General features: G+C 38.4%; 16 protein-coding genes and 3 pseudogenes. 3 read left to right on the top strand and 16 right to left on the bottom strand.

Annotated features, from left to right (window positions below):
• Positions 1-8: 8 nt before the first annotated feature.
• From AVJ19_RS22835 to AVJ19_RS04695, 9 genes and pseudogenes are all read right to left on the bottom strand, one after another.
• The gene (locus AVJ19_RS22835; protein ID WP_323580423.1) at positions 9-572 is read right to left on the bottom strand and encodes a hypothetical protein; all 564 of its coding nucleotides are present in this window, start codon (positions 570-572) and stop codon (positions 9-11) included.
• 15 nt (positions 573-587) lie between these two features.
• Positions 588-1,427, bottom strand: coding sequence for an ABC transporter substrate-binding protein (locus tag AVJ19_RS22830; protein ID WP_323580422.1), 840 nt, complete (start codon positions 1,425-1,427; stop codon positions 588-590).
• Between the two features lie 40 nt (positions 1,428-1,467).
• Positions 1,468-2,538 (bottom strand): branched-chain amino acid ABC transporter permease, encoded by a 1,071-nt coding sequence (locus AVJ19_RS04725; RefSeq protein ID WP_111858637.1) that lies wholly within the window; start codon positions 2,536-2,538, stop codon positions 1,468-1,470.
• Positions 2,539-2,541: 3 nt separating this feature from the next.
• Positions 2,542-3,423 (bottom strand): branched-chain amino acid ABC transporter permease, encoded by an 882-nt coding sequence (locus tag AVJ19_RS04720; RefSeq protein ID WP_111858636.1) that lies wholly within the window; start codon positions 3,421-3,423, stop codon positions 2,542-2,544.
• A 23-nt stretch (positions 3,424-3,446) separates the two neighbouring features.
• Positions 3,447-4,124 (bottom strand): ABC transporter ATP-binding protein, encoded by a 678-nt coding sequence (locus tag AVJ19_RS04715; RefSeq protein ID WP_265736080.1) that lies wholly within the window; start codon positions 4,122-4,124, stop codon positions 3,447-3,449.
• A 133-nt stretch (positions 4,125-4,257) separates the two neighbouring features.
• Positions 4,258-5,415, bottom strand: coding sequence for an AMP-binding protein (locus tag AVJ19_RS04710; protein ID WP_111858635.1), 1,158 nt, complete (start codon positions 5,413-5,415; stop codon positions 4,258-4,260).
• Positions 5,416-5,719: 304 nt separating this feature from the next.
• Positions 5,720-7,222, bottom strand: coding sequence for a succinate CoA transferase (locus tag AVJ19_RS04705; RefSeq protein WP_111858634.1), 1,503 nt, complete (start codon positions 7,220-7,222; stop codon positions 5,720-5,722).
• Between the two features lie 134 nt (positions 7,223-7,356).
• Complete coding sequence (locus tag AVJ19_RS04700) at positions 7,357-8,532, bottom strand: thiolase family protein (protein ID WP_171334160.1); 1,176 nt, start codon at positions 8,530-8,532, stop codon at positions 7,357-7,359.
• A 294-nt stretch (positions 8,533-8,826) separates the two neighbouring features.
• Positions 8,827-10,607, bottom strand: a pseudogene (locus tag AVJ19_RS04695) (acyl-CoA dehydrogenase C-terminal domain-containing protein).
• Between the two features lie 488 nt (positions 10,608-11,095).
• Here AVJ19_RS04695 and AVJ19_RS04690 point away from each other — a divergent pair.
• Positions 11,096-11,716: a TetR/AcrR family transcriptional regulator gene (locus AVJ19_RS04690; protein ID WP_111858632.1), complete on the top strand. Its 621-nt coding sequence runs from the start codon at positions 11,096-11,098 to the stop codon at positions 11,714-11,716.
• Between the two features lie 10 nt (positions 11,717-11,726).
• On the opposite strand, the gene AVJ19_RS04685 is transcribed toward AVJ19_RS04690, so the two are convergent.
• Complete coding sequence (locus AVJ19_RS04685) at positions 11,727-12,668, bottom strand: LysR substrate-binding domain-containing protein (protein WP_111858631.1); 942 nt, start codon at positions 12,666-12,668, stop codon at positions 11,727-11,729.
• 235 nt (positions 12,669-12,903) lie between these two features.
• Positions 12,904-13,731, bottom strand: coding sequence for an SDR family oxidoreductase (locus AVJ19_RS04680; protein ID WP_111858630.1), 828 nt, complete (start codon positions 13,729-13,731; stop codon positions 12,904-12,906).
• A 257-nt stretch (positions 13,732-13,988) separates the two neighbouring features.
• Between AVJ19_RS04680 and AVJ19_RS04675 the strand changes: the two genes are divergently transcribed.
• Positions 13,989-14,990: a pirin family protein gene (locus tag AVJ19_RS04675; protein ID WP_111858629.1), complete on the top strand. Its 1,002-nt coding sequence runs from the start codon at positions 13,989-13,991 to the stop codon at positions 14,988-14,990.
• Between the two features lie 100 nt (positions 14,991-15,090).
• On the opposite strand, the gene AVJ19_RS04670 is transcribed toward AVJ19_RS04675, so the two are convergent.
• Entirely contained in the window at positions 15,091-15,927 is an 837-nt protein-coding gene (locus AVJ19_RS04670) for an SDR family oxidoreductase (RefSeq protein ID WP_111858628.1), read from the bottom strand.
• 77 nt (positions 15,928-16,004) lie between these two features.
• Positions 16,005-17,523, bottom strand: a pseudogene (locus AVJ19_RS04665) (flavin-containing monooxygenase).
• Between the two features lie 109 nt (positions 17,524-17,632).
• On the opposite strand from AVJ19_RS04665, the gene AVJ19_RS04660 reads away from it, so the two are divergent.
• The gene (locus AVJ19_RS04660) at positions 17,633-18,262 is read left to right on the top strand and encodes a TetR/AcrR family transcriptional regulator (RefSeq protein ID WP_111858627.1); all 630 of its coding nucleotides are present in this window, start codon (positions 17,633-17,635) and stop codon (positions 18,260-18,262) included.
• Positions 18,263-18,340: 78 nt separating this feature from the next.
• On the opposite strand, the gene AVJ19_RS04655 is transcribed toward AVJ19_RS04660, so the two are convergent.
• From AVJ19_RS04655 to AVJ19_RS04645, 3 genes and pseudogenes are all read right to left on the bottom strand, one after another.
• Positions 18,341-19,585, bottom strand: a complete 1,245-nt coding sequence (locus AVJ19_RS04655) for a dihydroorotase (RefSeq protein ID WP_111858626.1) — start codon at positions 19,583-19,585, stop codon at positions 18,341-18,343.
• Between the two features lie 10 nt (positions 19,586-19,595).
• A pseudogene (locus AVJ19_RS04650) lies at positions 19,596-20,610 on the bottom strand (aspartate carbamoyltransferase catalytic subunit).
• 130 nt (positions 20,611-20,740) lie between these two features.
• Positions 20,741-21,712: Ig-like domain-containing protein (locus tag AVJ19_RS04645; RefSeq protein ID WP_162626537.1), on the bottom strand; the 972-nt coding region annotated here is incomplete at its 5' end.

Genomic DNA, 21,712 nt, shown 5'->3' with positions numbered 1-21,712 from the left:
CTCTACTCCTAGCTTTCTGTTGAACAATCACGGATTTTGATATTTTGTTCTTTGGCATATTTTTGTGAAGACTCTTCAATAATTGGACGCAGCAATGCACGATCTGCTTGTACCCAATCACTAATGAGATTCCACTTTTGTCCATCCCATTGCTGAAAACGTACTGCACCACCACCCTCATGATCTGAACAAGACAGTTTTAAAGGTTGCACTAAACCGACTGCACCTAACGCTTTTAAACGCACATCATCAATATTTAAATTTTCAAAGCCCCAACGTACCTCTTCTCCTGTTAAAGGTCTTTGACCAAATTTAGCTTGTGCCACACGAACCGCCTCAACATTTAAAATCCCATTCACCACACCCAAGTTATAATTCACTGTACCAAAACGATTAATATCTTTTAGATCTGACTGACCTTTATCAACAACATAGGTTTTAATATCTTGTAATACTGGGAAATTCGTACCTGATGGGTGTGTCGTAATTGCGGTATAACCTTTGGCTGCATCACCTGCTGGCGCCGCATCTTCCTCAGAATTACTCCAAATATTCCCAATGATTTTATTCACTGGATAACCCACTTTTTATGCGGTTTTTAATGCCACAGGATTCATCACACCAAAGCCACGTAAAATCACCCAATCAGGTTGTAATCTACGAATATTTAACCATTGTGATTGTTGCTCGTTGCCTGGATGAGGTACTTCAATATGCGTCACTTCAAAATTGTATTTTTTAGCCAATATATCTAGAACAGGAATGGTTTCTTTGCCATACGGCGATCCATGATAAAGCACGGCGATTTTTTTACCTTTCAGATGATCTAAGCCACCACTTTGCTGTCCGAGATAGTTAATAATCGCGGATACTTCACTATATGGATTGAGTTGTAATGGAAAAGCATAGGGAAAAACACGTCCATCAGTTGAGTCTGTACGACCATGATTAATGGTGATCAATGGTAATTTATCCTTTGTTGAACGCTCTAAAGTTGCATAGGCAATCCCCACAGAAAGTGGATTGGTTGCTGCAGCAGGTGCACCATTTAAGCCATTTTTCATACGCTCATAACATTCAACACCTTTTTCAACCACATATTCTGTTTCACATTCTGACCAGACCAATTTCACCCCATTGACGCCGCCTTTGGCATTGATCAATTTTAAATAATCAATAAAACCACCAAAAAAGCCTGTTCCAGCGGCAGCATATGCACCCACACGATAACTTTGTAGTGGGAAATATTGTGCCTTACTGTCTGAGAGCTGCACTGTAGATGTACTAGCTTCAGATGAAGAAGTCTGATTTGTCGTAGATGTTGCTGTATTCACATTTGGCTTTTTTTGAATCGTGAAAAATACAATTGCTGCGAGTGCAATTGCGATCAACACCAGCCAAAACCACAAGTTTTTTATTAATTTCATGTATTGCTCTCGTTTTAAATAAATTTTTAATGTCTTAGTCTTAATAGCGCAACGGCCACTTACGCAAACGTTGCGCAAAATTGCTGAATAAGCGGATTAAACCTTCAGGTTCTTTAATGAGGAAGAAAATAATCAGCACGCCAAAGATGATTTTTTGCAAATTTTGTAATAATGCTTGATCAATTGCCTGACCAAAAATAAGACTCGCTGACACACTGAGTAAAATAGGTAACAGCACAATAAATGCAGCCCCGATAAAGCTACCTGCAAGACTGCCTAAGCCACCAATAATGATGATGAAAAGAATTTGAAATGATCGTGTCAGGTCTAAACCATTGGCTTCAATGGTACCCAAATATGCAAATGCCCACAGCGCACCAGCCACCCCCAAATAAAAGGAACTAATCGCAAATGCCAATAACTTGGTTTTACCGACATTGATCCCTAAACTCACTGCAGCGGTTTCCATATCTCTTACTGCACAAAACTCACGACCAAATTGGCTATTTAAAAAATTGCGTGCCAGTACAGTTAAAACCACCACGATGCTTAAAGTCAGTAAATAATGCCCGACTGCACTGTCTAAAGAGATTCCGAAAATATGCAAAGGTGGTGCTGTAATCACACCTGAGGCATTGTGGTTGGTAAACCAGCCATATTGGGTAAATAACCACGGCACAAAAAATTGTGCTGCCAAAGTTGAAACAATTAAGTAAAAACCTTTAATTCTAAGACTAGGTAAACCAACGATGACTCCAAATATGGCAGAAATAAACCCACCTAAAAAGATACTCAGTAATAAAGGTAAATGCGGGATTCTTAACTCTAAGTTGTAGGTTGCAAAAGCACCTACAGCCATAAATGCGGCTGAGCCTAAAGACAACTGCCCTGCATAACCTGTTAAAATATTTAAACCTAAACCTGCCAAAGCCAGAACTAAAAAAGGCACTAAAATGGCATTAAAAACATAATCAGAACCTACAAAAGGCACAAATAAAAATAGGATTGCCAATAAAAATGCAAAAATAATTCGATGCTCTTTTATTTTAAATAGACGCTTTTCATCTTGATAACGCTGTGGAAATTGTCTTGCTTGATCAAAAATAAACATTGGCTAAACCCTCGCAACCTGTTGCTGTCCAAATAAACCATGTGGACGGAACAACAAAAATAAAATTGCAAGTACATAGGGAAACCAATTTTCGATCCCTGATCCAATAATGCCTCCTAAATAAATTTCTGCTAATTTTTCTGAAGCACCAATGATCAACCCACCCAGTATCGCACCCGAAATCGAACTAAAACCACCGATAATCAATACAGGTAAAGCTTTTAACACCACCAAAGATAAAGAGAACTGCACCCCTAAACGTGCGCCCCATAACAAACCTGCCACGAGTGCCACAAAACCTGCCACCGCCCAAACCATAATCCAAATCGTATTTAATTTAATCCCAACTGACTGTGCTGCAAGTGGATCATCTGCAACTGCTCTTAACGACAAACCAAAGCGAGTTTTACTAAATAGCAGTGATAAGATGATCACCAAACTACCTGCAACCAAAGTGGCAAATAAATCAAACTTACTGATCAAAATCCCATAAAAATTGATTGGGCTATCGCTGATTCCCAAATCCAAACCATGAACCTGTGTTCCCCACAAAGTTTGTGCCAAACCCTCAATGATATAACTCAAACCCAACGTCGCCATAAACAAAGTCATGACGGAACGATTCACCAAATGCCTTAATACCAAAGCATCAATCAATAACACCATGATAAAAATAATGAATAAAGTAACTGCAAATGCAACAATAAACGGCACACCACGTTCAACTAAATTTACAAAGGTCAAAGCTGAAAATAGAACCATCGCACCTTGTGCAAAGTTAAAAACACCTGAAGCACGGTAGATCAATACAAAGCCGATGGCGACTAAGGAATACATCACACCTGACAGCGTTCCACCCAACAAAACTTCTAAAAAAAATGACATAAATTCCTCTCTATTTTTACTTTTTATTCAACCAATGCTCGAACTGAAGTGCCCAGATAAGCATCTAAAACTTCAGGATGTGCTTTAATGCCTTCTGGTGTGCCATCAGCAATTTTTTTCCCATAATCCAAAACTGCCACATGATCAGAAATCTCTAAAACAATGCCAATGTCATGTTCAATCATGATGATGGTGATACCTAAATTTTGATTAATTTTTTGGATAAAATGAGCAATTTGTTGTTTTTCTTGTGAATTCATTCCTGCCATAGGTTCGTCTAACAACAAGAGCTTTGGTTCTGCTGCCAAAGCTCGTGCCAACTCCACCCGCTTTTGGATACCATATGACAAGGTACTGACTTGTGTTTCACGATAGGCTTGTAAATTTAACAGCTTGATGATTTCTTCTACTTTTAAACGTTGAAAATCATCATCTTTACGATAAGACGGTAAATTTAAAAAAGTACTCCACCATGCACTGTGCTGATGTAAAATTCGCCCTGTTAAAATATTATCCAGTACAGACATCTGCTTAAATAACGCGAGATTTTGAAAAGTTCGAGCAATCCCTAAGGGTGCTGACTGGTTCGCACGATAATGCTCAAGCAATTGACCTTGATAAAAAATTTCACCGCTTTGAGCTTGATAAATACCATTAATAATATTTATTGCTGTACTTTTACCTGCACCATTTGGACCAATTAAAGAAAAAATTTCGCCTTTACGGACTTGAAAATTTAAATCTTTTAATACGTGACTTTGCGCAATGATAAATTGATATGTTTAAGTTCTAAGATAATATTCGATGTGTGTTGTTGTCCCATGCTCCACCCCATCATTGAAAAACATAGTGTTGAGCAGCTAAGTTGTCTTCGGCTAGACGAGTCCAACGTGTCCGCTCATCCCAAAATTGCAATTCAATACCCAATATTTGAAAAAAAGCTTGGCTTTTCTCTGACAATGCCTCACCCACGATCAAGGCAGTTTTTAATTGACTTAATCCCAATTCAGCCAAAATGCTGTGTTTGAAAAGTTTAAAAATAGCTTTCTGACTAAAAGTAGGCAGATTACCCTTTTGTCGTTGTTCGATATAACGCTCTAAAGCCTGTCTAAAGACGGTATTTTTTTCAGGTAATTTCAGCAAAATATGATCATACAAACGCTCATAGCTCAATTTTGTTCCTAGCACCAAAGTCGGTGCAATCATCTGACGATCTTGGTCACGTGTTGCTAAACTTTCAGGAATATTTAAGGTAAAACCTGCCACAAGCCACGTTGACCATAGATAACGAATATGCCCAACACTGCTAAAACTACGAGAGATAAATGCTTCTTCTGTATGATCTATATGATTTACATTGATAATATTGTGTGCTTCTTGAATCAGATAACGATGACTCAAATCTGAAATCAGTTTTACACCATGCTCTTTTTTTTCAAAAATAAAGGCAGCATAACTATCATCAAAACTTAAATGTTCAAAAATAATCGGAGCTTCGTGTGACACATCAGCGAGCGCAATAATTCTGGCATTTTTTTGATTTTTATCATCATTCTGCTGTTTTAGTGCAGGCTCTATATAATAAATCTGTGTGTCTTGAGTAAAGTTCGGTGCTAATTTTTCAGCATGTTCCAAGCGATCAACAACAATAAATCTTGCAGCTAAAACACTGTCTTTTTCATGAAAATTTTCCACCAAGTCATCCAACCAATCTTGATGAAAAAATTGTATCGAAGCTCCCAATGCCTGTACTGCAAAAGACAATGCCGCTTGCTCAGGATGAGGGCTACTCAAAATCAGCAGACGATCAACCCTTGAAAAATGTTGTGCGTGTAAAAATGCTGCATAATGCTGACTTTTATTCAGTAAAGTTGACCACGAATATTCTCGCCACAAACCCAATGATTTATGTCGAATAGCAATCGCCTGTGGATTTAACTTCGCATGATGAAGCAAATGTTCAATTAAATGCGCTGTTGAATGTTGTGCCATAAAAAATTACCTGAATTTTTAAAACTGATACATGATCAATTTCAAATAAAATATTCAGATAGATTTCAATTATCGTGCCAAGAAAAAATAACTTTTAAATTCAATTTCTTATATTTTAACTAATACATATTGTTTATTTTTCGACATCGCATGAGCAACATATTGTTGATTTTTTAACTGACTTACTTGCTCGTTGAAGTTATCGCTTTAAACAAAAACCGAGCTATCAAAATAACTCGGTTGAAATATTCATGCCCAAATACACCATTGACAATCTGTGTATAAAGCTTTGAAAAACTGTCGATTAACCAACTTTTTTCATACTACCCGTTTCTTCAAATTGTGCATGCCAGGACAAAGCTTCACGTAACACATGTGGCGTTTGACCACCCAATGCACATGCACGATTGAAATAGCTCAACAAATCAGTTTTATAACTTGGATGCGCACATTTCTCGATAATTTTCAAAGCACGCTCACGTGGTGCAAGTCCACGTAAATCTGCCAAGCCCTGCTCTGTGACTAAAATATCAATATCATGTTCAGCATGATCACAATGGCTTACCATCGGTACAACCGAAGAAATTGCGCCACCTTTGGCAATGGATTTGGTCACGAAAATCGCTAAGTGCGCATGACGGGTAAAGTCACCTGAACCACCAATACCATTCATCATTTTCGTACCCGTCACATGGGTGGAATTAACATTGCCATAAATGTCGAACTCAAGTGCCGTGTTAATGGCAATGATGCCTAAACGACGAATAAGTTCAGGGTTATTCGACAGTTCCTGTGGACGCATCACGATTTTGTCTTTGTATTGCTCAAAATTATTCATTACACGTTTGGCACAATCATCCGACAAGGTCATTGAACTGCCCGAAGCAAACTTCATCTTCCCTGAATCAATCAATTGGAAAGTACAGTCCTGTAGCACTTCTGAGTACATTTCCAGATCATGAAAATCAGAATGTTCAAAACCTGCAAAAACAGCATTGGCAATCGAGCCTACACCTGACTGAAGTGGTCCTAAATTTTCGGGCAAACGCCCTACAGCAACTTCATTTTCAAAGAAGTGAACCAAATGTTTGGCAATCGCTAAAGTTTCATCATCTGCCTCATCCATTTTAAATGAAGTATCAGGCAAATCATTGATCACAATCGCAGAGATTTTACTTGGATCAACATTAATTCCAATTGTCCCAATGCGATCACCAACTGCGGTTAATGGAATCGGATCACGGTTCGGACGTGCTTTGGGTACATAAATATCATGCACACCTTCAAGTACAGGGCTGATGGTATTGTCGATTTCAACGATCACATGATCAGCCATTTCAACAAAGTTTGCAGAGTTGCCACATGAACCTGTCGGAATAATTTGCCCATCTTCTGTAATTGCAGTTGCAGCAATCACGGCAACATTAATTTTCGGTAGATTTTTATGACGAATATTATCAGCAAGTTCTGACAAATGCTGATCAATATACATTACCTCACCATTGTTAATGGCTTTACGTAAAGTCGGATCGGCTTGATAAGGATAACGACGAGTCAAAGCATGCGCATCACTCAAACGACCATCAATGCGATTCCCCAGACTCGCACCTGTTGCCAAAGTAATTTTCATCGGATGATTCTGTGCATAATCCGCCAAAGCCAGCGGTACAGTTTTCGCTTCCCCTGCACCACCAAAACCACTCATTCCCACGACATCACCGTCTTGAATGAGTTCAATTGCCTTTTCTACAGACATAACTTTGTCGTGCAAAGCCGCACAGCGAATACGCTCTAAACCGTTAATCATTTAAAAAATCTCAAAAATACAGCTTAAAATAGCTAAAAAATAAAAATACAGCATGCAACCATCCAACACCCTTGCGTACAAGGATGTTGGTCAATCTTGAGTTATCAAATTTTAAAATTTAAGGGATTGAGAAATTAAACCAGTTCCACAGCAATTGCAGTCGCTTCACCACCACCGATACACAATGATGCGATACCTTTTTTACCGCCTGTGCGTTTTAAAGCATGAATCAACGTCACAATAATACGAGAGCCAGATGAACCAAGTGGATGACCGAGCGCACATGCCCCACCATTGATATTGACTTTTTCACGGTCTAAATTAAAACCGTCAATTGCAAGCATCGCCACCATAGCAAAGGCTTCATTCACTTCCCAAAGATCAACGTCTTCAGCTTTCCAGCCTGTTTGCTTCAACACTTTGTCAATTGCGCCTACGGGTGCAATGGTAAACTCTGATGGATGCTGTGAATTGGTTGCGTATGCCACAACTTTTGCAAGTGGTTTTAAGCCACGTTCTGCTGCAATTTCCTCTGAAGTTACAACAAGTGCTGATGCACCATCTGAAATAGAACTGGCATTGGCAGCGGTGATTGTGCCGTCTTTTTTAAATGCAGGACGTAGAGTTGGAATCTTGTCTGCTTTAGCATTTAAAGGTTGTTCATCTTGCTCGATAACCACATCACCTTTACGTGATGATACGGTGACAGGTACGATCTCCGCTTTGAAATAACCATTATTGACTGCTTCAACGGCTTTATTTAAAGAGCTGATTGCATAAGCATCCTGTTGTTCACGGGTATAGCCTTTTTTATCTGCCATTTCCTGAGCAAGAATGCCCATCGACAAACCTGTTTCAGCATCTTCCAGACCTTCCTGAAACATGTGATCTGTGACTTTGCCATGTCCCATACGGTAGCCTGCACGGGCTTTATCGAGTAAATACGGCGCATTGGACATTGACTCCATACCGCCTGCAACCACGATATTTGCAGAACCTGCTTTGATTGCATCGGCTGCCTGCATCACTGCTTTCATACCCGAACCACAGATTTTATTGATTGTGGTTGCACCTGTTGTATCAGGCAAACCCGCCTGACGCATTGCCTGACGTGCAGGACCTTGCTTTAAACCCGCAGGCAGTACGCAACCAAAAATTACTTCATCAATATCTGTCGGCTGTAAACCTGCACGAGCAACTACTTCTTTAATTGCCACTGCACCCAGATCAGGTGCTGTACATGCCGATAATGCACCCTGAAAACCGCCCATTGCGGTACGAACTGCGTCTACGATTACGATCATTGTTATCTACCTGTTCCATCTATTTTCAATTTTGTTGTGAATTCTGAGTCAGCGGACTGACTCAAAACTGTCCATAATTCATCTTGAATCATGTTTGAATAAATTTCTGTAAACACTGATGAATGCATTACATTGGTAATGATGTTCCCTCTCCTTTCAGGAGAGGGCTAGGGAGAGGTATATTTATGTAAAATCCCCCTCATCCTAACCTACTCCCTGAGCCATATATGGCGCAAGAGAAGGAACTCTCATTACAAATTTTACAATCCATCCAATTCATACTTCACAGCTAAAAACTCATCAAGCCTGCGCTGTAAAATAATCCTCAGGCAACTGCATCACCAACTCCGCACCCGCCTGAATACGCTGAACACGTGCAGCCAAATCAGGAAGCACTTTCGCCACATAATACTGCGCCAAAACTAACTTACTCTGATAGAAACTTTCAGGTTTCGCCTGAGCTGCCTGCGCAATACTTGCAAACATATAAGTGAAGCTCAACAAACCAACAGCGTGTAAATAATCCACTGCCACAGCATTCGAAAAATCAGGATTAGACTTCGCTTGCTCAATAATAAACTGCGTCAATGCTTCAACCTGATGACACACATCCAAAGTTGCAGCCTTAATACTTAAAGCATCATTCATAGACGCTGCAAACTCACGGATCTCAGCAATATATTCAGCGATGAATGCACCATTCGACTTAATGGTTTTACGACCAATCAAATCAATCGCCTGAACGCCATTGGTACCTTCGTAAATCTGTGAAATACGTAAGTCACGGATACACTGTTCCATGCCCCATTCACGAATATAACCGTGCCCACCGAAACACATTTGTGCTTCTAAAGCTGAATCCAACGCTTTATCCGTTAAATAAGCTTTGGCAATTGGTGTCAATAACGCAACACGATCATTGGCTTTACGTACTGCTTCAGCATCACGTGAGAACTTAGTAATATCCAGTTGCTGACCGACATAGACGGCAAATGCACGGGATGCTTCATTATTAGCACGTACATTCAACAACATACGGCGCACATCACCATGTACCAAGATTGAATCCGCAGGCTTTTCAGGAGATTTCACACCTGTTGCCGAACGACCTTGCAGGCGATCCGTCGCATATTGTGCTGCATTCTGGTACGCATATTCAGATGCGCCAATGCCCTGAATACCCATCGACAAACGTTCATAGTTCATCATGATAAACATCGCAGCCAGACCTTGATTTTCCTTACCCACAAGGAAACCTTTGGCTGCATCAAAATTCATTACGCAAGTTGCTGAACCTTTGATGCCCATTTTATGTTCAATCGAACCTGCGCCTAATGTATTACGCTCACCTAAAGAACCATCTTCATTGACTAAGAATTTCGGTACGATGAACAGTGAAATACCACGAGAACCCGCAGGTGCATCAGGGGTTTTCGCTAAAACGAGGTGAATAATGTTTTCACACAGATCATGCTCACCACTGGTAATGAAAATCTTCGTTCCCGTGATGTTATAAGAACCATCTGCATTTGGTTCAGCTTTGGTTTTGATAATACCTAAATCTGTACCCGAATGTGGCTCTGTCAGACACATTGTTCCTGACCATTCACCTGTATAAAATTTTGGTAAATACGTTGCCTTTTGTTCCTCTGAAGCTGCCTGATCAATCGCCATGCCTGCACCCACGGTCAAAAGTGGATACAGCATAAATGATGGATTGGTACTCCAGATCATTTCATCTGCCAATACAGTCAGCATTTTTGGCATGCCCTGACCGCCAAAAGCTTCATTTGCCCCTAAACCAATCCAACCACCATCAGCAAACTGCTGAAAAGCCTCTTTAAAACCTTTGGGTGTAGTCACCACACCTTGATTGAACTGTGCACCGCCCTCTTCATCCGCTGAACGGTTTAAATCCAAAATGACATTCTTCAAAATTTCGCCATTTCTTCTAAAATTGCATTGGCAGTTGCCATATCCAAATGGGCTAAATTTTCGTTATTTTGCCAAAATTGTTCCGCTTTAAACACATCATTTAAAATAAATTCCATGTCTTTAAGCGGTGCATTATAGAGAGGCATGTCGCATTCCTTTTTGCAGACTTCTTGTGTGATCAGAAGCCTTTTTACGTAATAAAATCGATGAAAATCATCATCGTGATTTCAATATTCACTCGGCATATTTTAATTTAGTTGAAATATCAACTTTAAAATCACAGCATTAACATCTTTCCCATTAGAAAAAACGTCAATAAAGATAATCGCCAATATGTTTTTTAATCCCGAATTGCATAACACATGCTGTCGCACTTTCAAATTTTTGAAAGTGTTAAAAAGCACAAAAACAATAAATCAAATTGCTTGAAAATGGAATTTTATTCAAAAATATTGACCTCATAGGTTCAGTTTGATTGACAAATAATTCAAGACAGTATGAGATTGAATATTTACGTGATTTTTATTATTAAAATTAAAAATTATCACTAAAACTAGACTATAGTTTTATTCAATGAGAATAATACCTGTTATAATCAATTTTCGTTCTTTATCCATAATTTGGAACTATTCAAATGAGTACAGTTCGCCAACAAAATTTTCTACTCAGAAAAGAGAAAATTTTAGCCATGGCTGAAACCTTACTACTCGATAATAATCAAGATATTACCCTTGCTGAATTAGCTGCCGAGTTAGATATTGCCAAAGGTACGATTTATAAACATTTTAAAAGCAAAAATCAGTTGTATTTAGAGCTGATTATTTTGAATGAAAAACGTTTATTAGATATTTCTAAAAACCACAATCACGACATTAAAACTTATGTTTCACAGTACATGCTGTATAACATGTTGAACTCAAACCGTACTATTTTACTACATGTCATTGAAGAGCGTTTAACCAATAATGAACGTAAACTCAAAGACTTATTTGAAGAATTATACCAAGTCCGTGAAGCACGAATTTTAGAAATCCGTGACCTATTTGCGGTGCATTTGAAGTCATTAAATAGCATCATGTCGATTCGTGACTATTTGTCTTATATTTGGACAGTCACTTATGGCGCATCATTACTTTTAAATTCAACGCATTACCAAAAATCAATCGGCTCTCGTGAACGCCTGATTAAACTCTATGTCAATCAAGCACTGATGACACCTGATAAATTAACTGAATCAGAGCTACAATCTGATTAACTTTAAACGTTTAATCTCTTGCAACATTCAACAATTGACTTGGCAAAGGCATCGAATTGACCTGACTAAAAATTTCATAACACATATGTCTTAACCATTGATGACTGGTTTTATGATGGCAAGACATGTGCCAATACTGCTTGATTGAATACGTTGGAAAGGCAATTGGAGCAGGTAAAATCTGTAAATTCCCTCGAGATAATAACACCTGACTTAAATAATATGGCACTGTTGCAATCGAGTCGGTATCTTGCACCACCAAACCCACGCCCAAATAACTGGGAATACGCATCAAAATATTACGCTTTAAACCTAAATTATGTAACTCATTTTCAATATGATAGTGTCCAATGCCTGCATCAATATCAATGTGGGATTCATTTAAATATTGTTCAGCAGAAATACTTTGATTGCTCAAACGCTGATGATCTTTGGAGGCGATCACCACATAAAACTGTTCAAATAATTTTTGTTGATAAAAACCATTTTCCAAATGCGGTAAAAAGCCAATCGCCAGATCAATTTCACCATTTGCCATTTGATAACTAGTTTCGGTGGTAATTGCACGAACATTAAGTTTGACATGTGGTGCATGAATTTTAAGATATTGCGAAATTTTCGGTAATAACACCAAATGCGATACATCTGTCATCGCAATGGTAAATTGTTGATGTGAAGCTTCTTGATCAAAATCCACAGTAAAATTATTAATAATTTCCACTTTGCTCAATGCTTCACTGACCAATGGAAATAACTGTTTAGACAATTCTGTTGGTACCATTTCATTGCCAATGCGCAAGAATAAGGGATCATTATAATGAGCACGTATTTTATTGAGGATATTACTCACTGTTGGCTGACTCATTTCTAAATGATCTGCCGCCAAAGACACACTTTTAAACTTGTAAATATGATAAAAAATGCTGAGTAGTTTACAATCCAGTTCAAACACGAAGTTAAATCTCACCTATTATTTTGACTTTAAGCGCAATGTTGTCATCAACATATCTATATGATCTACCTTTTTTGACTATTTTCCAATGTCAAAATTTATCCTTATTTAAATGAATAATCCTTTTTTTGTGTATTTGTTCATTTTTATTTCAAAACACAAATACCAAAGCAAAGCGCATTGATTGCTAAACACGCTTTGCTTAAACATACCTGTCATTTTTATAACGTTTAGATTATTTTTCAACAAATAAATCGACCATTAATTCATCTTCTGTATCTGCATAGCGATATTTACTAAAATCAGTCACGCCTTTTTCACGTAATATTTCTTCATCAATCAACAAACGCCCACTAACCACACGATTTTCACTGGTTAAGATTTCATAGGCTGCATCTGCCATGATATTCGGCAAACGTGCTTGATTAAAGAGCTGCTTTCCACCAATGGTAAACTCAACAGCAGCTGTTGCAATAATGGTTCTTGGCCACAATGAATTGACACTGATCCCATAGTTGGCAAATTCTTGACTCATCCCAATCGTCAACATACTCATGCCATATTTGGTAATCGTGTATGGTGCATAACTTGCAAACCATTTTTCATCCAAGTTTAAAGGTGGAGAAAGATTTAAAATATGTGGATTTTCACTTTTCTTTAAATATGGCAATGCCGCTTGGCTACAGACCAAAACCGCACGCGTATTGATCTGATACATCAAATCGAAACGGTTTGGATCAAGCAATTCTACCCCTGAAAGTTTGATCGCACCTGCATTATTAATCACAACATCTATACCACCAAAATGTTCAGCAGCTTGCTTCATCGCGATTGCAACAGCTTCTTGATCACGCACGTCCAACGCAATTGCGAGTGCCTGCCCACCTGCTTCTTCTACTTCTTTGGCAACGGTATAAATTGAACCACCAAGTTTCGGATGTTCTTCTGTGGACTTAGCAGCAATCACGACATTCGCGCCTTCTTGTGCAACACGCAATGCAATTTCACGACCAATGCCTCGACTTGCACCTGTAATAAAGACAGTTTTTCCTTTAAACGACATATTTCGTCCTCGATAGATTTTTATTTTACTTCTCGAATTTACTGTATAATTTTTCATCACCAAAGTACAAAATCTTCCAAAATCATTACTTAACTCGCGAAAACATTCATTTTGTGCCAACCTCTCAGTCATCTAAAAAGATTGTAAATTTGTAAAAAAAATGTCCTCCGTATGATTCTATGCACGATTTAATGATGTAAATACGCTATAAATAGTCTATGTCTTCCTCACTAAATATAGAAATAAAGGCACATCACATGAATTCAAATATTATTTATTCTATGCAAGCTATTGAATTTCGACTTGATCTCAAAGACCCTTTCCTCTTTACTGCACATCATATTGACCATTTCCCTGTTGGCAATGCACAAATGCAACCTGTCACTCCACCAACCGAAGACAAGCCCTATCGTATGTACTACAGCGAAACGGGTGTACCCGGTTTCCCTGAGCATCCTCATACAGGTTTTGAAACGATTACCTTTGTTGAAAGTGGCTTTGTTGATCATTTTGATTCTTTAGGCAATAGCGGTCGCTATGGTGCGGGTGATGTACAATGGCTTAGTACAGGAAATGGTATTGAACACTGTGAAATGTTTCCACTCTTACACACTGACAAAGAAAATCCATTTGAATTATTTCAAATTTGGTTTAATTCATCACCACAAGAAAAAACTGAAGATCCTGCCTATAAAATGATGTGGCGTGAACATATTCCACATGTGACAGAAACAGATCCACACGGTTTAACTGCTGATATTCGTGTGATCTCAGGTTCATTTAAGTCCCAGGAGGCTTTAGAACGCCCACAAAACTCATGGGCACACGCCAAAGAAAACAAAGTCAATATTTTCATGATTCAGCTCGATCCACATGCTGAACTTACGATTCCTGCCACAACTGCAACATCAAATCGTTTTTGCTATTTTTATAATGGCCCAACTTTACAGATTGAAGGTGAAACCATTCCATTTAAACATTTGGTTGAGTTGAAACCTGATGTGGATATTCACTTGAAAAATGGTGCAGAGATTGGACGTATTATGTGGCTAGAAGGTGAACCTATTGGTGCACCTGTGGCAATGCGTGGCCCATTTGTATTAAATTCAGATGACGAGCTCAACCATGCTTTTGCCCGCTATCGCCAAACTCATTTTGGGCAATGGCCATGGGAATCACCTGCACCTGTTTTTAATCGAGATCAACCACGTTTTGCCAGTTACAATAAAGATGAACAATTGGAATATCCTGAAGGCTAAATTCAGTCTCAACAAAAATGGCTCAAAGTAAAACTATCTTTGAGCCATCTCTATGTTACACATCCCATTCCATACGATCGCACAGACACAAGACGTATCGTTATTTTGCTAACTTATGAATTCTTTTTGCATAACTCGCATGCGCTGAATGATCAAGTTTCGTCAAAATACCATCATCACCAATCAGACGGCGGGTACCTTTTTGTAACCATTGTGGCATCATGGCATATGCACCATGTACAGACTGTAAATAATCTGGCACTGCAATAAATAATCGTGGTTTGATCAACGTACTGACAACTGCATTAGCAACCTGTTGTGGTGTGACAGAAGGAATTGTGCGCGCTGCTTTCTCCGTTCCTGCTGTAAGTTCTGTGAGTACCTTACTTGGTAAAATCGCAGTGAATTGAATATTGGAATCACGAAATTCCCCTGCAATCGCTTCAGTCAACCCTATCACTGCTGACTTTGTACCCGAATAAACAGCCGAACCAGGCAAGGCAAAACGCCCCGCAAGCGATGCAATATTCACAATATGTCCTTCACCATGCTTCAATAATTCAGGCAATGCCAATTGCATCCCCATAATCACACCACGGAAGTTAATATCAATTTGTGCATCGACCAAATCAGGGTCCTCATCCAAAAAAGCCCCCATTGGCATAATGCCTGCATTATTTACCAAGGCGTACAGACTGCCATAATGCTGAATGGTATTTTGAATAAACTGCGCAAATGATGCACGATCACGGACATCCACCTTAAATGCTTTGGCGCCAATACGCTGAGCTTCTTTTTCAGCAAGTTCCAAATCCACATCACCAATACAGACTTTTGCACCTTGTGCAATCAATGCCTCTGCTGTTGCCAAGCCAATCCCGCGAGCTGCACCTGTAATAGCGATAACCTTATGCTGTAATTTTTGTTTTTTTAACATTTTCTTTCCTTAGTTTTGGCTCTGTGAATATTTTCCAGAGATAAAATAAAATGGGCACTTTACGATGCCCATTCGGTTTATACAGTTTCTACTGATTTTTGCTTTGCTGTATCTGGGGTATAATCAATCAAATATTCTGTCAAATTAAACTGTTTCATCTTTTCACGTAGCTTAAATGTCGTCCATGGCCAAACGGTGCTATTACGCCCATTACGGTCAATAAAGTAACTTTGGCATCCGCCTTTATTCCATACAGTAGATTGCAATGCGGCTTGAACTTTTTCATTAAATTTTCGTGTAATTTCTGGGTTCGGCTCAATCGTTTGAATACCCAATTGGATGGCTTGTTTGAGTGCATCCATAATATAATCAAGTTGCGCTTCAATAATAATAAATGCTGATGAACTCACCGCAACATTTGGACCGAACATTAAGAATCCATTCGGGCAATTTTCAACCATTGTTCCCATATATCCCTCTGGGCTACCTTGCCATACATCTGACATTTTTTGTCCGAAGCGGTTATAAACACGATTGGCAATTGGTGGTTCAGCGATTTCAAAACCTGTTCCAAGAATAATCACATCGGCTTCACATTGCTCACCATTTGCAGCAATCAACGTATTGCCTTTGACTTCAGCTAATCCACTCGCAATCACTTCTACATTTTTTTGTGCCAATGCAGGATACCAATTGTTAGATTGCAAAATACGTTTACAACCAATGATAAAATTCGGGGTTAATTTTTCACGTAAAATAGGATCTTTTATCTGGAAATTTAAATGCCATTTGGCAAGTTTTTTGGAACTGTTTCATGGCTGCTGGACTTTGAATCCCACCATTAATCGTTTCAAAAATTCCGTACACTGAGCCACGCATCAACTGTTGGGTCAGTGGCAATAATTTGAACATGGCACGTACAGGTGCAAGCAGCGGCATATCAGATTTTGGCAAAACCCACTGTGCAGTACGCTGAAATATGGTGAGCTGTTTCACTTTAGGTTGAATCTGCGGCACAAATTGTAATGCCGATGCCCCTGTACCAATCACAGCAACTCGTTTTCCTGTCAAATCAAGATCATGTCGCCATTGCGATGAATGAAAAATTTCGCCTTTAAAATCTTGAATACCTTTAACATTCGGTAAAACAGGTTCATGCATTGGACCACAAGCAAGAATAGCAAATTGTGATCTCAACTCACCATGATTGGTTTGAATAATCCAACATTGCTCTTCATCCGACCATTGTGCTTGCAAGGCTTCATGGTTTAATTTGACATGTGGCATGATTTGATATTTATCAACTACATCAAATAAATATTGTTTAATTTCTGCTTGCGGAGCGAACACACGTGACCATGAAGGATTTTGCTCAAAAGAATAGGAATAAAGCGCAGATGGCACATCACATGCACAACCTGGATATGTATTTTCACGCCATACACCGCCCATTTCTGCGGCTTTTTCTAAAAGAATAAAATCTTCAACGCCCGCTTCTTTTAATTTAATCGCAGCGCCTAAGCCTGCAAAACCACCACCTACGATGATGATTTTATAAAAATTTTGTGCTTCACTGTTATTTTTGTATTGATCCATGATAGAAATCGCTTAGAATATAAACAATAGGAATACAATGTCAAAAACGGAATGACTTGTCAATTTCCATTGTTGGACAGTTTAATTTATTTTTTGGTATTTTTTGCCTATGAATGAAACAGTAAATTTAAGTCGTGCTGAACGGCAACGTCTTCAATTACAAGCGGATATTTTAGAAGCAGCTTTTTTAGAATTTTCTGAGCGTGGTTATCATCAAACTGCGATTGCAGATATTGCCAAACACTTAGGCATCGGACATGGTACTTTTTATCGTCATTTTGAAAATAAACGCGATATTTTACAGCATGTCATATCTGATACCATTCAAAAAATCATGGCGTTATTGACAGATGAAAATGCACCCCAAGCATTTGTAAATATCGAAGAATATCGTGAACAGTGCCAACGTATTTCTAAACGCTTTCGGCAATTCGCTCAAGAAAATCCATTGACCTTAAAATTACTGCTTTTAGAAGCAACCTCCATTGATGCGGAAATGACACAATTTGTGCACAGTGTCATGCATATGGGCGGTGTAGTTACTGCTGATTATTTAAAACACGGTGTAGAATTAGGTATTTTTCGGGCAAATTTAGACTGTGAAAATACAGGGCATAACTTGGTAGGCATGATTACGCAAGGTGCTTTAAGATTTTTAGCTCAACCTGAGGATGAAATGGGTTTAAAAAATTATGCTGACTCGATTATTGATTTAATTGTGGCAGGAATGAAAGCTTAAAAATTAAAATCATTGAAAAGATTGTATATTTTCACAAGAGCTTTATTTAAAAACTCTTGTGAAACAAATCAATTGATACTAAGCAATAAAGGTTTGAATTACTTTTCCTTTAATTGTTTGATCAATTAAAGGGGTATTTTTACCTTGTGAAAGAATGCTATCTTTACTCATCAACCACTCAAGTTCTGGATCAAGTAAAACTAAACCTGCTTGTTGCTGCCAAGTTTCAGTCATATTTGCCACTTGAGCAGGTGCAAGTGTCACTTTTTCGACCCATTCTAATGGTGTAAATAAGCCTTCTTCAACCAATTGCACGCCTAAAGAAACATAACTATCAAAGGCTGTAATTCCCGGTTGCGTTTCTGCAAAAGGTGCAAGTTTTGCTGAACCACTTAAAGGCTCATGATGGGTACAAATCGCATCAATCACACCATCTTTCACGCCTTGACGTAACAACTGTTTGTCTTGCTCTGAGCGTAATGGTGGGCGTACATGTGCCAATGAGTTAAAGCCATCAATGAGTTCATCAGTCAAATGTAGTTGGTGCATTGCAACATCTGCTGTTACAGGCAAACCTTTGGCTTTGGCATTTTTAATCAACTCAACAGATGCACCACTTGAAAGTAAGCCAAAGTGTGCTTTTACCCCTGTTGCTTCAATCATCAACAGATATTTTGCAATCGCAATGGTTTCTGCCAAAGCAGGAATCATTGGTAAACCTTGACGAGATGCAATAAAACCTTCATGCACACAACCATCTTTAGCAATTTCATGTTCTTCTGCATAGAACACGACTGTCATGTCCAGACCTGCGGCATATTCTAAAGTGCGAATAACCACATCATCATCTTCAAAAATTGCATAAGCATTTGAAACTGCTGTACATCCACCTTTTTTCAAGCCTGCCATGTTGGCAGGTTGCTTACCCAATAAACCTTGGGTTTGCGCACCAATGACTTGTAAATAAATACCACCATCAAGCATGGCTTTTTCTACTAAACCATGAATCAAAGCGCCATTATCTTGCACGATTGGTTTTGAATCTGGTGGCGTAAATACGTGAAGAATACCATTTTCACGAGCAGCTTTACCTTCAGATTTTAATGTGCCATGTTGCTGCTGACCCGGTTCACGCAAACGCGCACATAAGTCAACCATGGTTGGCATTAACCATTTCCCTTGTCCATCAATCACTTCTGTAATTTGACTTTGGTCTGGGCGAGTCGTGAGTAATTTACCATTTTCAATAAATACAGTGTCTACGCTGTCTGTTTTTTTGATTGGATCTAAGACACGGACATTTTCAATTTTTACAATATTCATGACTTCTACCTTAATCCGCAATTGCGTCTAACAAAGCTTGCTCTTGCAACTGACCTTGCATTGACAATGCCAACACTGCCATTCTCACAGCAATACCATTGGTCACCTGATGCAAAATCACCGACTGCGCACCATCTGCGATACTTGAATCAATTTCAACCCCACGGTTCATTGGTCCCGGATGCATCACGATGCAATCAGCTTTGCCAAAGCCAAACGTTCTTTATTCAAACCGTACATTTTATAAAATTCAGCTTGTGACGATAATGCTGGTGAATCAATCCGTTCATTTTGAATACGCAAAGTAATGATCACATCACAATCTTTAATGCCTTCATCCATTTTGTTAAATAAACGTACACCTTCGCCATAATGATCGAAACCATGTGGCAATAAGGTATTCGGTGCAACTACTCGAATATCTTTACAACCTAAAGTTTGCAATGCCGCAATATCCGAACGAGCAACACGTGAATGTTTAATATCACCAATAATTGCAATGGAAATGTCTTCAAATTTTTTCTTGGTTTCACGGCGAATGGTGAGCATATCCAACATCGCTTGAGTTGGATGTGCATGGCGACCATCACCTGCATTAATAATCGCAACATGAGGACAAACATCTTTAGCAATAAAGTGTGCTGCCCCTGAAGATGAATGCCGTACTACGAAAATATCCGCAGCCATTGCTTCAAGATTCCACAAAGTATCACGTAATGTTTCACCTTTAGAGGTACTTGAACGAGCAATATCAATATTCAAAACATTTGCTGATAAACGTTTGCAGCAGCTTCAAAAGTAGTACGAGTTCGTGTTGAATTTTCAAAGAACAAATTCATCACTGTGCGACCTTCAAGTAAATTGTTGGTGATCAGCTGATTTTGGTCATTAAAAAAGGACGCCGCAGTGTCCAATATTTTGGTGAGAGTGTCTTTGGAAAGACCTTCGATGGTGATGAAATGTTTTAAGTTTCCATCTTTATTGAGTTGAATCTGGCTCGGTGTATGCAATGCCGCCAAGTGCATGAGAGATTCCTTATACGTTAAGTCAACGTATTATACAGAAATGTCTCAGCTTTGGCAGATGAAGTTTTGGGCAAATAACAATATATTTATATCTTTAAAATTTTTCCTGAATTTTCATAAAATTTCCTCATTAAATCATAAATAATAATGGCTGCAACTGATAATCCTCTAATTTATTATTTGAGTTAAAAATGATATAATAATTTTTAAAAAAATCAGGTGTCAAATTATAATTTTCAGAATATATAAATTTATCATCAATATAATCTAAGTGTTGGCTGGTAGAACCATCAAGTAAGTCAGAAAAATTTATCTCGACATTTAAATTAATATTATCTAAATTTCTATTCATATCAATTTCATTTAGTAGTTCAAAAACGCTGCCACTTTCACTCATATAATTAAGCTTACTATAACTTCTCTCATTCATCTCATTTTCTGTTTCACCGCTTAACTCCTCTCCACCTAAAGAAAATCCATAGGTCAATTCTTCTGGTGCCAACTGATCAATGTCTTTACGTGCATATATAATATTTTCAACTGCTGTACTTTCATCATTTCCATTCATACTAATAATTGTGATCTTTTCACCATTATTGTATTCTTTATCCAATACATTCACCCTTGGTCTTGGATCTAAACCCTGAAAATAATCATAAACTACTTTATTATCAACTTTAACAATTATGTGTTGATGATAGCTCCCCATACCTTCTATAAATAAAAGACTTTGCTCTCGACCATCAGCATTTGCCTCCCATGTGACTTCTAAAGAGGGATTATATTTGATAGTTTCCTTGCTTATCCCACTTTGCTCTTCTCTAATGACTGTAGCTGTATCACCAACTAGGTATTTTTCTTTTATATCTATTTTAAAATTACCATTTGCATCTGCTTGACCATTTCCTAATTCTTCTCCATCTGACCCGAGTAGCTTAATTGTACTATTTGCCTCTGCTGTACCTATAATCATTAAACCATCTATTGTGAAACTAGAGCGAGATTCTATAATAGGTGTGAGATCAGGTGCTTTTACAATTTGAATAGGACTACTATTCCCTGACACATCCATCGCAACGACTAAGACTTCCTGCCCTTTATC

The sequence above is a fragment of the Acinetobacter sp. CFCC 10889 genome, from assembly GCF_003268395.1.
GTDB lineage: Bacteria > Pseudomonadota > Gammaproteobacteria > Pseudomonadales > Moraxellaceae > Acinetobacter.
Note: the sequence above shows the minus strand (reverse complement) of the source record. Positions and strands in the feature narration are given on the sequence as shown.

What these genes read in the sequence shown, in the direction of transcription:
- AVJ19_RS04690 (WP_111858632.1), top strand. Translation starts at nt 11,096, where the DNA reads ATGAGTACAGTTCGCCAACAAAATTTTCTACTCAGAAAAGAGAAAATT.
- AVJ19_RS04680 (WP_111858630.1), bottom strand. Translation starts at nt 13,731, where the DNA reads ATGTCGTTTAAAGGAAAAACTGTCTTTATTACAGGTGCAAGTCGAGGC.
- AVJ19_RS04705 (WP_111858634.1), bottom strand. Translation starts at nt 7,222, where the DNA reads ATGATTAACGGTTTAGAGCGTATTCGCTGTGCGGCTTTGCACGACAAA.
- AVJ19_RS04720 (WP_111858636.1), bottom strand. Translation starts at nt 3,423, where the DNA reads ATGTCATTTTTTTTAGAAGTTTTGTTGGGTGGAACGCTGTCAGGTGTG.
- AVJ19_RS04710 (WP_111858635.1), bottom strand. Translation starts at nt 5,415, where the DNA reads ATGGCACAACATTCAACAGCGCATTTAATTGAACATTTGCTTCATCAT.
- AVJ19_RS04660 (WP_111858627.1), top strand. Translation starts at nt 17,633, where the DNA reads ATGAATGAAACAGTAAATTTAAGTCGTGCTGAACGGCAACGTCTTCAA.
- AVJ19_RS22830 (WP_323580422.1), bottom strand. Translation starts at nt 1,427, where the DNA reads ATGAAATTAATAAAAAACTTGTGGTTTTGGCTGGTGTTGATCGCAATT.
- AVJ19_RS04725 (WP_111858637.1), bottom strand. Translation starts at nt 2,538, where the DNA reads ATGTTTATTTTTGATCAAGCAAGACAATTTCCACAGCGTTATCAAGAT.
- AVJ19_RS04670 (WP_111858628.1), bottom strand. Translation starts at nt 15,927, where the DNA reads ATGTTAAAAAAACAAAAATTACAGCATAAGGTTATCGCTATTACAGGT.
- AVJ19_RS04655 (WP_111858626.1), bottom strand. Translation starts at nt 19,585, where the DNA reads ATGAATATTGTAAAAATTGAAAATGTCCGTGTCTTAGATCCAATCAAA.
- AVJ19_RS04675 (WP_111858629.1), top strand. Translation starts at nt 13,989, where the DNA reads ATGAATTCAAATATTATTTATTCTATGCAAGCTATTGAATTTCGACTT.